Source organism: Isoptericola sp. NPDC056578 (assembly GCF_042793275.1).
Lineage (GTDB): Bacteria > Actinomycetota > Actinomycetes > Actinomycetales > Cellulomonadaceae > Isoptericola.
This window is the reverse complement of record NZ_JBHTVC010000001.1, coordinates 22,358-37,612: the sequence shown is the minus strand read 5'-3', so window position 1 is coordinate 37,612 and position 15,255 is coordinate 22,358. Positions and strand designations below refer to the sequence as shown.

Annotated in this window: 11 protein-coding genes; 3 read left to right on the top strand and 8 right to left on the bottom strand. The window is 73.7% G+C overall.

What is annotated here, in order from left to right:
- Positions 1–6: 6 nt before the first annotated feature.
- From ACFQ80_RS00145 to ACFQ80_RS00120, 6 genes are read right to left on the bottom strand one after another with little or no spacing between them, the layout of a single operon-like run.
- Positions 7–894 carry a carbohydrate ABC transporter permease gene (locus ACFQ80_RS00145; protein ID WP_430562101.1) on the bottom strand — a complete coding sequence of 296 codons (888 nt, stop codon included), beginning with the start codon at positions 892–894 and terminating at the stop codon, positions 7–9.
- Positions 887–1,861, bottom strand: a complete 975-nt coding sequence (locus tag ACFQ80_RS00140) for a carbohydrate ABC transporter permease (protein ID WP_430562100.1) — start codon at positions 1,859–1,861, stop codon at positions 887–889. Before ACFQ80_RS00140 ends, ACFQ80_RS00145 begins: the two co-directional genes overlap by 8 nt.
- The gene (locus tag ACFQ80_RS00135; RefSeq protein ID WP_430562099.1) at positions 1,858–3,159 is read right to left on the bottom strand and encodes an ABC transporter substrate-binding protein; all 1,302 of its coding nucleotides are present in this window, start codon (positions 3,157–3,159) and stop codon (positions 1,858–1,860) included. The genes ACFQ80_RS00140 and ACFQ80_RS00135 overlap by 4 nt, the downstream gene beginning before the upstream one ends.
- A 28-nt stretch (positions 3,160–3,187) precedes the next feature.
- A complete protein-coding gene (locus ACFQ80_RS00130) occupies positions 3,188–5,686 on the bottom strand; it encodes an ROK family protein (RefSeq protein ID WP_430562098.1) in 2,499 nt (832 codons plus the stop codon).
- 35 nt (positions 5,687–5,721) lie between these two features.
- Entirely contained in the window at positions 5,722–6,576 is an 855-nt protein-coding gene (locus tag ACFQ80_RS00125) for a hypothetical protein (RefSeq protein WP_430562097.1), read from the bottom strand.
- Between the two features lie 10 nt (positions 6,577–6,586).
- Positions 6,587–8,128 carry an alkaline phosphatase D family protein gene (locus ACFQ80_RS00120; protein ID WP_430562096.1) on the bottom strand — a complete coding sequence of 514 codons (1,542 nt, stop codon included), beginning with the start codon at positions 8,126–8,128 and terminating at the stop codon, positions 6,587–6,589.
- A gap of 211 nt (positions 8,129–8,339) precedes the next feature.
- On the opposite strand from ACFQ80_RS00120, the gene ACFQ80_RS00115 reads away from it, so the two are divergent.
- A complete protein-coding gene (locus ACFQ80_RS00115; protein ID WP_430562212.1) occupies positions 8,340–9,674 on the top strand; it encodes an MFS transporter in 1,335 nt (444 codons plus the stop codon).
- Between the two features lie 261 nt (positions 9,675–9,935).
- On the top strand, positions 9,936–11,513 hold the full coding sequence (locus tag ACFQ80_RS00110; RefSeq protein ID WP_430562095.1) for an MDR family MFS transporter: 1,578 nt from the start codon (positions 9,936–9,938) through the stop codon (positions 11,511–11,513).
- 90 nt (positions 11,514–11,603) lie between these two features.
- On the opposite strand, the gene ACFQ80_RS00105 is transcribed toward ACFQ80_RS00110, so the two are convergent.
- Both ACFQ80_RS00105 and ACFQ80_RS00100 read right to left on the bottom strand, forming a co-directional pair.
- Complete coding sequence (locus tag ACFQ80_RS00105; protein ID WP_430562094.1) at positions 11,604–12,926, bottom strand: MFS transporter; 1,323 nt, start codon at positions 12,924–12,926, stop codon at positions 11,604–11,606.
- 96 nt (positions 12,927–13,022) lie between these two features.
- Positions 13,023–14,519 carry a CCA tRNA nucleotidyltransferase gene (locus ACFQ80_RS00100; protein ID WP_430562093.1) on the bottom strand — a complete coding sequence of 499 codons (1,497 nt, stop codon included), beginning with the start codon at positions 14,517–14,519 and terminating at the stop codon, positions 13,023–13,025.
- Positions 14,520–14,602: 83 nt separating this feature from the next.
- Here ACFQ80_RS00100 and ACFQ80_RS00095 point away from each other — a divergent pair, with 83 nt between their 5' ends.
- A complete protein-coding gene (locus ACFQ80_RS00095; protein WP_430549407.1) occupies positions 14,603–15,253 on the top strand; it encodes an NUDIX hydrolase in 651 nt (216 codons plus the stop codon).
- Positions 15,254–15,255 lie beyond the last annotated feature (2 nt).

Genomic DNA, 15,255 nt, shown 5'->3' with positions numbered 1-15,255 from the left:
TGCTCCCTACTTGAGTCCGGAATGGGCGAGACCGTCGATCACACGGCGCTGCATGACGACGAAGAGCAGGAGGATGGGCGCCATGGCGAGCGCGCTGGCCGCCATCATCACCGTGTAGTCGGTGGTGGTGCGCCCCGCGAACGTCGCGATGCCGGCCGCGAGCGGCATGCTCTCGGCGCGGGTCGAGACGACGAGCGGCCACAGGAGGTCGTTCCAGGACCACAGGACGGTGATGATCGTCAGGGCGCCGAGGCTGGGACCGGCGAGCGGCAGCATGACCCGCCAGAAGACCTGGAACGGGTTGGCGCCGTCGAGCCGCGCGGCCTCCTCGAGCGAGTCGGGCACGCCCCTGAAGAACTGCATCATGAGGAAGGTGCCGAACGCGCTGAAGATGCCCGGGGCGGCGATGCCGGCCACGGTGTTCAGCCAGCCGAGCCCGTTGATGATCTGGTACTGCGGGATGAGGTACACCTGCGACGGCACCATGAGGATGGACAGCACCAGCGCGAGCAGCACGCCCCGCAGCGGGAACCGCATGCGCGCGAACGCGTAGCCGGCCATCGAGCACAGCACGAGCTGGCCCGCCGTGCGCGCCACGGTGATCGAGACCGAGACCCAGAACTCCTGGAGGAACGGGAGCTTGGAGAACACCTCGGCGTAGTTGCCCCACTGCAGCTCCCCCGGCCAGAACACCGGGGGCACGCTCATCACCTGGGCGTTCGTGGACAGCGACGTGAGCAGCTGCCACACGAACGGGAACACCATCACCACGCCGCCGACGGCGAGCACCACGTGCGCCCAGGCGTTGGACCCGTGGCGCGACGTGCGGCGGCGGGGCGCCGGCGGTCGCCCGGCGAGCGCGGGAGCGGTCGTCGTGAGGGTCGCGTCAGGCATAGGTGACCCACCTCCTCTGCATGCGGAACTGGAGCAGCGTGACGGCGCCGACGATCAGCAGGATCACCATCGCGATGGCGGCGGCGAAGCCCTTGTCGTTGCGCAGGAAGGCCTCGTTGTAGAAGAGGTAGACGAGGGACTGCGTCTGCTGCATCGCCGGGTTGGCCTGGCCCATGAGGGCGTACAGCAGGTCGAACAGCTGGAAGCCGTTGATGACCGTGATGACGGTGACGAAGAAGACGCTGGGGGTCAGCAGCGGGACGGTGACGGAGCGGAACTGCCGCCAGGCCGACGCGCCGTCGAGCGACGCCGCCTCGTAGAGCTCCGGGGGGATGGTCCGCAGCCCGGCGGACAGGATGATGATCGCGAAGCCGAGCGACGTCCACAGGCCGACGACGGACACCGCGACGAGCGCGAAGCCCGGCGTCGAGGTCCACGACGGGCCGTCGATGCCGACCACGGCGAGCGCCTGGTTGAGGATCCCGAAGTCGCCGTTGAAGATCAGGCGCCACACCATCGCCACGGCCGTCGGCATCGCGACGTAGGGCATGAAGTACAGCACCCGGTAGAACGCCGTGAACCGCATCCCGGGCCGGTGCAGCAGGCTCGCGACGAACATCGCGATCGGGATGCCGAGCAGCACGATCGCCGTGTAGACCAGCGTGTTGACGACGGCGGTCCCCAGGTCGGGGTCGCGGGCGAGCCGCTGGTAGTTCTCGAGGCCCACCCACGTCTGGCCGCCGAAGGCGCCCCACTCGGTGAGGCTGAAGTAGCCCGTCTGGACGATCGGCCACAGGTAGAACAGGACGACGCCGAACATCGTGGGCAGCACGAAGAGGACGGGCCACCAGCCGTCGTACCCGTGCCGGGGCCCCCGGGGCGCGGTGCCCCCGGCCACGGTGCGCGGGGCGGAGCCCCGGGCGGGCGCGACGACGCCCGCCCGGGGGGATCGGTCGACGGAGGTCATTCCTTCGCGAGCTCCTCGTTCATGGCGTCGGCCAGCTCCTGGGCGACCTCCTCGACGGGGCGCTCCCCGGAGAGGGCCTGCGGCAGCAGCTCGGTCTCGAGCGTGTTCCACGCCGCCGTGTTCTGCGAGATCGGGTACGGGAAGGCCATGTCCTCGGCCGAGTCGATGAAGACGTCGATGCCGAAGCTCGGGACCGAGTCGACGAACGCCTGCTGCGTCCCGGAGTAGGCCGGGTTCGCCACGCCCATCTCCGCCTGCGTGCGCTGCGCCTCCTCGGAGCCGAGGTAGGCCAGGAAGGCGTTGGCGGCCGCCTTGTTCTCGCTGTCCGCGGCGACGACGTTCCCGACGCCGTGGATGACGGTAGCGCGCCGCTCGGGTCCGGCGGGGAGCCGGACGATGCCGAAGTCGTCCTTGTTCGGCGAGTCCTTCATCTCCGCGACCGACCAGTTGCCGGACCAGAACATCGCCGCCTTGCCCGAGCCGAACCACACGTTCGGCTTGGTGTCGGACATCTGCTGGAGGGTCGGCGCGGCCCCGTCGGCGATGAGGTCGGCCCACAGCTGGAGCCCCTCGGCGGCCTCGGGGCTGTCGTACCCGGACGTCGTGCCGTCGTCCGAGATGATCTCTCCGCCGGCCTGCAGGATCGTGTTGTAGTAGCTGCTCTGTCCGATGCCGTTGATCTCGGAGACCACCCCGTAGACGCCCTGGTCGGAGAGCTCGTCGGAGATCTTGCCGGCCGCGTCCTGGAACTCGTCCCACGTCCAGTCGTCGGTGGGGAGGTCGACGCCGGCCTTCTCGAAGAGCGCCTTGTTGTACCAGAGGGCGACGGTGTCGAAGTCCTTGGGGACGCCGTACTGCGTGTCCTCGAACGAGTAGAGCTGGTTGAGGGCGTCGGGGTACTTCGACGGGTCGATCTCGCCGGCGTCCACGAGGCCCGTGACCGGCTGGAGCAGGTCGTTCGCGGCATAGAGCTGGACGTTCGGGCCGTTCATCCAGAACACGTCGGGCAGCGTCCGCGACTCCCCCTGCGTCTGCAGCTTGGTGAAGTACTGCTGGAACGGGGTCAGGTCCACGGTGACCTTGATGTTCGGGTACGTCTCGTTGAAGTCCTTGATGTTCTGGTCGATCGCGGGCTTCTGGTTCTCGTCCCAGATCGCGTACGTGATCTCGGCCTGGGCGTCGGTCGGCGCGACCTCGGCGCTGTCCTCGGCGGCGTCACCGCCGCCCCCGCACGCGGAGAGCGTCAGTGCCACGGCCGCGACGCCCGCGAGGGACGCGCTGCGCAGGAGATGCTTCATCGGGGTGCTCCTCGGGTTGATGGGTCTCTCAGGTCCGCGGCGTCGGTGCCGCGGGGTCGACGTCGTCGTCGAAGTAGGCCGCGACCTCGGGGGCCACGGGTCGGACACGCTGCGGCGCGGACCCTGCGCGCAGCGAGACGGTGGCGGCGATGCCGGTCGCGACCGCGTCGCGGGCCATCACCGGTGAGGTGGTGATCGGGGCTCCCTCGGCCACGTGCCGCAGGAACTCGTCCACGGTGAGCCGGTCGGCGTCCTGGTGGCCCGGGCCTGCCGCGTCCACCGGGTACTCGACGTCGCCGTGCTCGGACCACGACGTGCGGCGGTTCCACACCCGGACCGAGGCGCCGTCGCCGTCCCCGACGTTCTCGAGGCGGCCGCGGGTGCCGATCACCGTGTAGTTGCGCCAGTAGTCGGGCGTGAAGTGGCACTGCTCGTAGCTCGCGAGCACACCGTTGTCGAGCCGCATGAGCATCATCGACGTGTCCTCGACGTCGATCGTCGGGTGCAGGCCCGTCTGCTCGAGCGGCGGCCAGTTGTCGTAGGAGAACCAGTCGGTCATGAGCTGCCCGGTGCGGTCCGCGCGATCCGTCACGCGCCCGTAGACCTGCAGGTCGCCCATCCCGACGACGTCCCGCGTCGTGGAGCCGGCCAGCCAGTGGATGACGTCGATGTCGTGCACGGCCTTCTGCAGCAGGAGCCCCGTGCTGCGCGCCCGGTCGGCGTGCCAGTCCTTGAAGTAGTAGTCGCCGCCGTTGCCGACGAAGTGCCGGCACCACACGGCCTGCACGTCCCCGATCTCGCCGCGGGCGACGACGTCCCGCATCGTCCGCACGACCGCCATGTGCCGCATGTTGTGGCCCACGTAGAGCTTCGTGCCGGTCTCTGCCGCCGCGGCGAGCACCCGGTCGCAGTCCTGGGTGGTCGTGGCCAGCGGCTTCTCGAGGTAGACGGCGACGCCCGCCCGCAGCAGGTCCTCGGCGATGTCGGCGTGCGTGTCGTCGGGGGTGCAGACGAAGGCCGCGTCGACGCCGTCCGCCGCGCCCGCCCGGGCGACCAGCCCGCGGTGGTCGGCCGCGAACGCCGTGCCGGGGCCGAACAGCTCGTGCGCGCGGGCGCGGCCCCCGGGGTCGACGTCGACCGCCTCGACGACGCGGGCCGGGACGCCCGTGCGGCCCACCCACCGTGCCAGCCCGGCGCGCGCGCCGACCCCGACCACCGCGACCCGCAGCGGCTCGCGGACCTCCGCCGCCCGCGGCTCCCCCGGGTCCTCCGTGTCGTCCGTGTCGTCCGTGTCGTCCGTGTCCTTCCCCACGGCGCCCGTCGCCGAGGACGGCGTGGCGGCGGCGAGCGCCTCGGCGAGCGACGCCGCCGGGTCCGCCGCGCTCAGCGGCGGGGCCGCGACGTCGCTGCTGCCGAAGACGTCGCGGGAGCCGACCTCCAGGGCCCGCACGAGCGCGCCGAGGGCGGCGCCGTCCGACGCGAACGCCGACGTCACCAGCGACGCCGCGGCGCGCGGCCGCACGAGCCGGTCGACCTCCTCCTGCAGCGGCACCCGGAGCAGCTCGCCCGCGCGGGACAGACCGCCGCCGAGCACCACGCACTCCGGGTCGGCGACCATCGCGAGCGTCGCGACGCCGGGGGCGACCCGGCGCGCGTACTGCTGGAGCAGGCCGAGCGCCGCGCCGTCGCCCTCCTGGGCGCGCTGGGCGACCTGCTCGGCGCCGCCCGCCTCCTCGATCTCCCGGAGCAGGCTGCCCTCGAGCCAGCCGTCCCAGCCCATCCACTCGAAGTCCCCGACCTCGCCCGCGGCGAACCGGTTCCCGCGGTAGACCTGGCCCCCGAGCACGAGGGCGGCGCCCACGCGGTAGCCCAGCTGCACCAGGACGACGTCGTCGGCGAGCCGGGCCGCCCCCAGCGCGTGCTCGGCCAGGGCGGCCATGTTGATGTCGTTCTCGACGATCACCGGGTGCTCGCCGCCCGTCTTGAGCCGGGCCGCGAGATTGACGCCGGTCCAGTCGGGGATCGGCAGCGAGAGGCGGACCCGCTCGCCGTCCACGATGCCGGGCACCGCCGCCGCCACGGCGGCGACGCGCGACCGCGGCGCCCCGACCACGTCCAGGAGCTCGCGCTGCACGGCGCGGGCCGTCTCGAGCCGCTCCACGCCGTCGACCGGGCCGTCCACGGTGCGCCGCACGACGGCGCGGACCTGGCCCGCCAGGTCGGCCAGCATCCCGGTCACGGAGTGCACGCCCAGGTCGAGGCCGACCACGTACCGCGCGTCGGCCGCGAAGGCGTACCGGCGTGCGGGCCGCCCCACCGCGCCCTCCTCCACCCCGGACACCTCGCGGGCCAGGCCGCGCTCGACGAGCTCGGCGACGATCGACTCGACGGTGGGTCGCGACAGGCCGGTGTCCTTCGCGAGCGCGGTCAGCGTCGTCGCCTGGCTGCCCCGCAGCACCTCGATGCAGCTGAGCGTGTTGCGTCGGCGCACGTCCGTGACGTGCCGGTCACCACCGCTGCGGACCATGTCTCCTCGTCCCTCTCCCCGTGTTCCTCGAGCCGTCATCGCCGGGCGAACAGGCCGAGGGCGTCCCACGCCACCCAGCCACCCTCGGCGAGGACGAGCTCGATCGTGTTCGCGCCCTCGCGCAGCAGCCCGGCGGGCACCGGGAGCTCGTGGTACGAGCGGACCAGCGCCGTTCCCGGCACGGTGGCGTCCCCCTCGCGCGAGCCGCGCGTCCCGCCCGGGGGTAGGGCGACGTCGGCCAGCGCGGCGCCGTTGACGGCCACCCGGAGCGTGCCGCCCAGGCGGGTCGTGTCGACGAGCCAGAGCGCGAGGTCGTGGTCGGCCGCGGGAGCGGCGGGCAGCGGGAGGCGCCAGCGCGCGGTGTACGCCTTGCGGCCCGCCCAGGCGTCGCCGGGTCCCGGCAGCAGGTAGGGCCAGGCGTCCGCAGGGGCGTCGACGCCCTGCTCGAGCTCGATCACGGCGTCCGGGTAGGCCGCCGGGATCTGCGCGTACCCCGACGGCGCGAAGCGGTGCTCCAGCGTCCGGGCGTCGAAGTCGCCGATCGTCGCGACCGGCAGGCCGGTCCCCACGACGGACGCCACCGAGCTGGCCACGAGCACGTCGCTCGCGCGCGCGGTCCGCCCGGCGTCGGACACCGCGACGACGCGGTAGGTCCAGGTCTCGCCGCGGGGGTCGACGTGGTGCGTGAGCTGCGGGTACACCGTCTTGCCGACGAGGTTGGCCCCGTCCGGCTCGAAGTGGCCGCGGGCTCCCCGGACCGCGTGCACCCGGTAGTGGTCGATGAGCGGCTCGAAGCCGAGCGAGCGCCAGCTCAGCTCGGTGCGGGCGATCGCGGGCTCGGCGCGCAGGCCGGTGACCTGCCTGGGCCGCTGGGACGACGGGACGGGCACGATGCCTCCTTCAGGCCTCGACGAGGCGGGACGTGCCCGCGGGGGTGACGAAACGGGCGAGGACCTCGCGCGGGGCGGTGTCGTCGGCCTCCACCCACGGCACGCAGACGAAGGTCGACGTCATCGCCTGCGGGGTCAGGGTGACCGTCAGGTAGCCGCGCCGGCCGTCGTAGAGCCGCACGTAGTCGTGCTGGAGCCAGTCCGGGGCGTAGTCGTCCGTCGGAGCGCCGTCGCCGTCCGAGGCCACGGACGTGCAGACCAGCTCCACGCCCAGGTTCCCCGCCCCGGGGTCGCCGACGTCCGCGCGCAGCTCGCCGGCGACCGCGTGGTGGATGTCCCCCGAGAGGACGACGACGCCGCTGCTGCGGGCCATCGCGTCGAGCAGCCGCTTCCGCGCCGCGGGGTAGCCGTCCCACTGGTCCGTCCGGTCCTCCGTGACCGGCATGAGCACCACGCCGCTCGCCACGACGTTCCAGACCGCCGGGCTGTCGACCAGGCGCTCCTCCACCCATCGTTCCTGCGCACGGCCGAGCATGGTGCGCGCGGGGTCGGCCTGCTCCTCGGCGGTCTCCGGGACGGGGTCGCGGTGCTGCCGGGTGTCCAGCAGGGAGAACCTCGCCAGGCGGCCCACGTCGAAGCCCGTGGTGATGTCCGAGCCGGGGCCGTCGGGCAGCGCCTCGAGGTCCACCGGCAGGTGCTCGTAGAACGCCCGGTAGGCCACGGCCACGCGGTGCGCGAAGATCTCGTCGGGCAGGCCGTAGGCGGAGCGACCGCCCACGTAGTTGTTCTGCACCTCGTGGTCGTCCCAGATCGCCACGGCCGGGACGCGCGCGTGCAGCGCCTGGAGGTGCGGGTCGCTCTTGGTGAGGGCGTACCGCAGCCGGTACTGCTCCAGGGTCTGCACCTCGGCGGCGTGCTCCGGCGCGACCGACACCCCCTGACGCCACAGGTTCGCCGCCGTGATCCCGTACTCGTAGACGTAGTCGCCCCCAAAGACCACCAGGTCGAGCCCGGGCTCTGCCGCGAGGTGCCGGTGCGCCGTGAAGTGGCCGTGGTACCAGGCCTGGCACGAGACGACGCCCACCGTGAACGTGTCCGGGACGGCGGAAGCGGCCGGCAGCGTGCGGAAGCGCCCCACGGTGCTCGCGGTGGTGCCCGAGCGGAACCGGTAGAAGTACTCGGTCCCCGGTCGCAGGCCGGTGACCTTGGGGTGCACCGAGTGCGCCAGCTCCGGCTGCGCGAGCGCGTGCCCGCGCCGCACGACGTGCTCGAGGTCCGGGTCGGTCGCGACCTCCCAGTGCACGCCGTAGCTCCGCAGCGGCATGCCTGCGTGCCCGTCGGGGGCCAGCGGGTCGCGGGTGAGGCGCGTCCACAGCACCATCGAGTCCGGGCGCGGCGAGCCGCTCGCGACCCCCAGACCGAACGAGCCGTCCGACGGCGACGCCGCCCCGGCCGCCTCCGGTGCGCTGATGCCGAGCGCCAGCGTGGCGGCGCCGAGGCCACCCGCGCGGAGCACCTCCCGACGGCTGAGGGTGGGGGTCGTGCGAGGCATACGCCCTCCTGTCCGGACGCGACGTGACCTGGAGCACATCGTCGTGGAGTTATGAAAGGTACCTTTGTAAGTAGGCCTCGACAAGAGGTGTCACGGCGAAAGCTTTCCGTCGCCCGGTTGCAGAACTCACGAGCCGGCCGCGCGGGCCATCGGGGGGACCGCCCCCGGGAGGCGCGGTACGGCGAACGCCTAGGCTGTGGGCGTGGGAGCGATGAGCGAGACCTGGCACGAGCTGCGCGCGCTGCTGCGGCTGGAGGGCTTCCGCAAGCTCTTCACCGTCCGGCTGGTCTCGCAGGCCGGCGACGGCATGTTCCAGGTGGGCCTGGCGTCCCTGCTGTTCTTCTCCCCCGAGTCGCAGGGCACGGCGGCGGCCATCGCCGGCGCGTTCGCCGTCATGCTCGCGCCGTTCACGATCGTCGGCCCCTTCGCGGGCGTGCTGCTCGACCGGTGGCAGCGCCGCCAGGTGCTGGTGTGGGGCAACGCGGTGCGCGTGGTCCTCACGCTCGCGATGGCGGGCGTCATGCTGGCCGGCGGCGTCGGCTGGGCCATCTACGCGATCGGCCTGGCCGCCCTGTCGGTCAACCGCTTCCTCCTCGCCGGGCTGTCCGCGGGCCTGCCGCGCGTCGTCGACGGCCCGCTGCTGCTCACCGCCAACTCGCTGTCCCCCACGCTCGGCGCGGGCGCGGCGTTCGTCGGCGGCGGCATCGGCTTCGTCCTCGGCCTGGCGTTCGAGCCCGGCCGGGTCAAGGACTCGTCCGCCCTCGTGTGCGCGGCGCTCGTCTTCGGCGTCGCATCCCTGCTCGCCACCCGCCTGCGGCGCACCCAGCTCGGCCCCGAGCGGCCGGCGGAGGCCGACCTGCGGGGCGAGATCGCCAAGGTCGCCCGTGGGCTCGCCGACGGCGCCCGCTACCTCGTCGCGCGCCGCACCCCCGGCCAGGCGCTGCTCGCCATGGCCGTGCACCGCTTCCTCTACGGCGTCGTGTTCATCGCGTCGATCCTCATCTCGCGCAACCTGCTGGACCCCGGCAGCCAGAGCGCCGGGATGGCGACCTTCGCCGTCGTCATCGGCCTCACGGGCGTGGGCGGCGCCGTCGCGATGGTGCTGACGCCCACGCTCTCGCGCCGCACCGGACCGCAGGGCTGGATCGCCGTCATGCTGCTGCTCGCGGCCGCCAGCCAGCTGCTCCTCGTCACGACGCCGGAGCGCGCGGTCGTGTACACCGGCGCCGCGCTGCTCGGCCTCGCGGCGCAGGGCACCAAGATCGCCGTCGACACGATCGTCCAGCGCGACGCCGAGGACGAGTTCCGCGGCCGCGCCTTCGCCTTCTACGACGTGCTCTACAACGCCGCGTTCGTCGGCGCCGCCGCCCTCGCCGCCTTCACCCTGCCGGACACCGGCTGGTCCCGCGGCGTCTTCGTCGGCCTCGCCGTCGCGTACGTCCTCGCCGCGCTGCTCATGGCGACGCGCGGCGCCCGCACCCCGGCACCGGTGCCGCCCCGCGTCCGCCGGGCCGGGGGCGCCGAGGACGCCGCCGCGCGCGCCTGACGCCCGCCCGCACGTCGGCCACCCAGACCTCGCCCTGAGCGACCGACGAGTTCCGACCGGAAATCAGGTCGTCACGGGAAGCGGGAATATCGCAGGATGGTTCGTGGTCGTACACAGTACGGTCTCGCCCGTCCGGCGACCGCTCCGAGGGTGACCGTCCCCCGGGACCACGACCGACCACGACGACGTGCCGCGCCCACCGGCGTCGGCTCTCACCTGCCCTCCGCCGGGTTCCCCGGCACGACGCGAGCGGAGCACAGCGTGCCAGCCCCCCGACAGACCGACCCCACCGTCACACCCGACGCGCAGACCCCGGAGGCCACCCTGACGACTCCCGCCACCGCTCCCGGCGCCACCGACACGACCGCGCCGTCGCGCGGCATCGTCATCGACGAGGCGGTGCCCCAGCGCCTCACGCGCCAGCAGTTCACCGTCATCGCGCTGCTCCTGGGCTCCGCGTTCGTCGTCATCCTCAACGAGACGACGATGAGCGTGGCCCTCGCCCCGCTCATGACCGACCTGGGCATCACCGCGAGCACCGGACAGTGGCTCACCACCGCGTTCATGCTCACGATGTCGGTGATCATCCCGGCGACCGGGTTCCTGCTGCAGCGCCTCGGCACGCGCGGCGCCTACCTCCTCGCGATGTCGCTGTTCAGCGCGGGCACGCTCCTCGCGGCGCTCTCCCCCGGCTTCGGCTGGCTGCTGGGCGGTCGCATCGTGCAGGCGTCGGGCACCGCGATCATGATGCCGCTGCTCATGACCACGATCATGACGGTCGTGCCCCCGGCGATCCGCGGCAAGGTGATGGGCAACATCTCCATCGTCATGGCGGCCGCCCCGGCGCTCGGCCCGGCCATCTCGGGCATCATCCTCGACGCGCTGAGCTGGCGCTGGGTCTTCGGCATCGTGCTCCCGATCGCCGTGCTCGCCCTGGTCATGGGCTTCCTGTACGTCCGGGACGTGGCCGACCGTACACACTCGCGCCTCGACCCGCTGTCGCTGTTCCTCGCCGCGGTCGCGTTCGGCGGCCTCGTGTACGGCCTGTCCAGCATCGGCGAGGCCGCGCGGCACGCCCCGCCCCTCGCGCCCTGGATCCCGATCGTCGTCGGGCTGCTGGTGCTGGGTGCGTTCGTGTGGCGCCAGCTCCTCCTGGCCCGAGACGACCGCGCGCTGCTCGACCTGAGCGTGTTCCGGTTCCGCGGGTTCTCGGTCGGCCTCGCCATCATGGCGGTCGGCATGCTCGCCATGTTCGGCTCGCTCATCCTGCTGCCGCTGTTCCTGCAGGACGCGATGGGGCTCGAGCCGCTGGCCACCGGCCTCGTCGTGCTCCCCGGCGGCCTGCTCATGGGTCTGCTCGGACCGACGGTCGGCCGCCTGTACGACCGGGTGGGCCCGCGCCCGCTGGTCACGCCCGGCCTGGTCGTCGTGACCATCGCGCTCGCCCTGTTCACGCAGGTGCACGCGGACTCGTCGCCCTGGTACATCCTGGCGCTGCACGTGACGCTCAGCCTCGGCCTGGCGTTCATGTTCACGCCGCTGTTCACCTCGGCGCTGTCGTCGCTCACCCCGCCCCTGTACTCGCACGGGTCGGCCGCCATCGGCACGGTCCAGCAGCTCGCCGGGGCCGCCGGCACCGCGATGTTCGTCGCGGTCATGACCACGCGGTCGGTCGCCCTCATGGAGGACGGCGCGACGGCGCAGGTCGCGCTCGCCGAGGGCGTCGGCGACGCGTTCGTCTGGGGCGCGGCGATCATGCTCGTCGCGGTGGGGCTGTCGCTCCTGCTGCGCCGCGTGCCCGCCTCGCCCGAGGGCGAGGGTGCGCCGGCGGCGCACTGACCGGTCGGCCCCGTCACGGGCCGGGAGCGCCGCCGCGGGCGGTCACCGTCGCACGACGGTGGCCGCCCGTCGTCGTCCCCACGCCCGTCGTCAGGGCGCCGCGGCCGGGGAGGCGACGTCGTCGCGCGCCGCGACCTTGAACGCGGGCGCCAGCGCGATCACGCCGAGCGCCAGCAGCGCGGGGACGGCGAACGCGAGCCGCATGCTCAGCAGCTCGGCCACACCTCCGATCAGCCCCGCGCCCACGACGAACCCCACGTAGTTGAAGAGGTTCACGCGCGCGACGGCGATCCCCGTCCCGTCGGGGTCGAGGCGCCCCGCCACGGAGAACGACAGCGGCACCACGACGCTCAGGCCGAGCCCGGTCAGCCCGAAGCCGACGACGGCGACCCACGGCCCCGGTGCCAGCGTCACGGCGGCGAGCCCCGCCGCCCCGACGACCCCGCCGACGGCCACCGGCACCACCGGCCCGAACCGGTTGACCTGCCGGTCCGCCGCGAGCCGCCCCAGGAGCTGGCAGCCCAGGTACGCGGCGAGGCCCAGCGGCGCGACGTTCGCCGCCGCTCCCAGCGCGTCCTGGATGTACTTGGTGGACCAGTTCGACGTCGCCGAGTCGGCGACGTACACGATCGTCACCGCGAGGCCGACCAGGACCAGCGGCCCCCACGGCGGGCGGGCGGCGCGCGACGCGCCGGCGTCCTGCCGCGGGGCGACGGCGGCGGGCTGCTCCGGCAGCACCAGTCCCGGCACCGCCTGCCGCTCGGCCGGCCGGGGTGCGCCGCCACCGGACGCCGCCGTCGCGACGAGGTCGACGGCCACGCCGACCGCGGCGACGAGCCCGAGCCCGGCGGCGAGCGACCAGCCCAGCGAGTGCGCCAGCACGGCCGCCAGGGACCCGAGGATGCCGCCCACGCTCCACGCGCCGTGGAACGAGTTGAGCAGGCTGCGGCCGTACCGCTGCTCGACCTCCACGCCCTGCATGTTCATGCTCGCGTCGACCAGGCCGAGCAGGAGACCCACCGCCGCGACCACCGGGTAGAGGACCGTGACGGTCGGCGCCAGGCCCGCGCCCAGGACGGCGAGCGCCACCAGCGGCCCGCACACGTGCAGCAGCCGGGCGCTGCCCACCCGCGGGGCCAGCGCGCCGGCGAGCACGCTGCCGACGCCGGCCACGACCGGGACCAGCAGCAGGATCAGCGTCAGCGTGCCGTCCGAGATGCCGAGGTCGTGCTGCAGCGTCGGCACCTGGGCCAGCAGGCCGGCGAAGCACATGCCCTGCACCAGGTAGAACGCCGACACCACGAGGCGCGCGCGCCGGTCGGCGGCGTCGCCGCCCGCTCCGCCCCCTGCGCCGATCGGGGCGCCGACGGCCCCGCCGGACGCACCACCCGACGTCGTCCCGGTCCCGCTCATGCCCAGCCTCCGCTCGTCGCGCTCCGGGGGCTCGTCGTCGGGCCCGCGCGCAAGCGTGAGGATAGACCCGTCGCGGGCCCGTGAGGGAGGGGTCGGTCAGGCCTCGCGGCCCGCCCACCAGGTGCGCAGCTCCTGCTCCGCGCGCTCCGCGCCGAGCGGCCCGTGCTCCATCCGCAGGGCGAGCAGGTGCTTGTACGCCTGCCCGACGACGGGCCCGGGCGCGACGCCGAGGACCGCCATGATCTGCGATCCGTCCAGGTCCGGGCGGATCGCGTCGATCTCCTCCTGCTCGCGCAGGACCGCGATGCGTTGCTCGAGGTCGGAGTACGAGTCGGCGAGACGCTGCGCCTTGCGCTTGTTCCTCGTGGTGGAGTCGGCGCGGGTCAGCCGGTGCAGGCGCTCCAGCAACGGGCCCGCGTCGGTGACGTACCGGCGCACCGCGGAGTCCGTCCACTGCCCGTCGCCGTAGCCGTGGAAGCGGAGGTGCAGCTCGACGAGCCGCGCCACGTCCTTGACCACCTGCTTCTCGTACTTGAGCGCGCGCAGCCGCTTGGCCACCAGCTTCGCGCCGACCACCTCGTGGTGGTGGAAGCTCACGCCGCCGCCGGGCTCGAAGCGGCGCGTGGCCGGCTTGCCGACGTCGTGCAGCAGGGAGGCGAGGCGCAGCACGAGGTCGGGCGCGGGGACCGGGCCGTCCGGGCCGGTCTCCTGGGCGATCGCCTGCTCCAGCACGGTGAGCGAGTGCTGGTAGACGTCCTTGTGGCGGTGGTGCTCGTCGATCTCCAGGCGCAGCGCGGGCAGCTCGGGCAGCACGTGGTCGGCCAGCCCCGTGTCGACCAGCACCTCGAGGCCGGCGCGGGGGCGGTCGCTCAGGAGCAGCTTGGAGATCTCGGCCTGCACACGCTCCGCCGAGACGATGTCGATCCGGCCCGCCATGTCGACGATCGCCTGGCGGGTCGCGGGCTCGACCTCGAACCCGAGCTGGCCGGCGAACCGCGCCGCGCGCATCATGCGCAGCGGGTCGTCGTCGAACGACCGCTCCGGCGCGATCGGGGTGCGCAGCACGCCGATCGCCAGGTCGGACAGCCCGTCGAACGGGTCGACGAACGTGAGCTCCGGCAGCCGCACCGCCATCGCGTTCACCGTGAAGTCGCGCCGCGACAGGTCGCCGTCGAGCGTGTCCCCGAACGCCACCACCGGCTTGCGGGAGGCGGGGTCGTACTCGTCGCTGCGGTAGGTCGTGACCTCGACGACGACGTCGCCCGACGCGGACCCGGATCCCGACCCTCCCCCGGTGCGCGCGAACCGCCGCGCCCCGATCGTGCCGAACTCCTTGCCGATGTCCCAGTGGGCGTCGCCCCAGCGGGCCAGCAGGGCCTGCGTCTCGTCGGGCGACGCGGAGGTCGCGAAGTCCAGGTCGTTGCTCGCGCGGCCGAGGAAGGCGTCGCGGACGGGCCCGCCGACCAGCGCGAGCCCGTGCCCGGCGGCGCGGAACACCTCGCCCAGCTCGACCGCCGCGGGGGCCATCTCGGTCAGCACGGCGAGGGCGCGGCGCAGCAGCGCGGCGGGGGCCGGGGGTTCAGGGGTCGACACGGCGTCCCATCCTCCCAGATCCCGGGCGTCGGCGCCCCGGAGACTGGGCCGGCGGGGCGTCTCCACTCGGTAGGGTGGGGCGCATGTCATCCCCGGCCCCGGTTCCCGGCCCGCGGCGCCGGCGCCCGGCCGCGCCGGTCCCCGTGCCACCGGGAGGACACCCGCTCAAGGTCGACCCCGCGCGACTCTCCGGCCCGCGCGGCACCGCGACACCGGCCGTCGTGGGCGTCGCCCCGTCGGGCACGACGACGCACCTGCCGGTCCACGAGGAGACGTCGGCGGGAGGGCTCGTCGTCCAGGTCGCCGCCGGCGGTCCCGAGGCCGCCGTCATCGTGCGGCGCAACCGCGGCGGGCGCCTCGAGTGGTGCCTGCCCAAGGGGCACCTCGAGGGCGAGGAGACGCCGGAGCAGGCGGCCGTCCGCGAGATCCACGAGGAGACGGGCATCCTCGGCACGATCCGTACCCGCCTGGGCGTCATCGACTACTGGTTCAGCGGCGAGGACCACCGCGTCCACAAGGTGGTGCACCACTTCCTCCTGCGCGCGGAGGGCGGCATCATCACGGCGGAGGGCGATCCCGACGGCGAGGCGGAGGACGCTCTCTGGGTACCGGTCGAGCAGCTGACGGAGCGGCTCTCCTATCCCAACGAGCAGCGGCTCGCCGTCGTCGCGCAGCAGGTGCTGCGCCGCACGCCCGAGGTGCTCGGGCACCCCGGCCTCGGGGCTGTCGAGTGAGG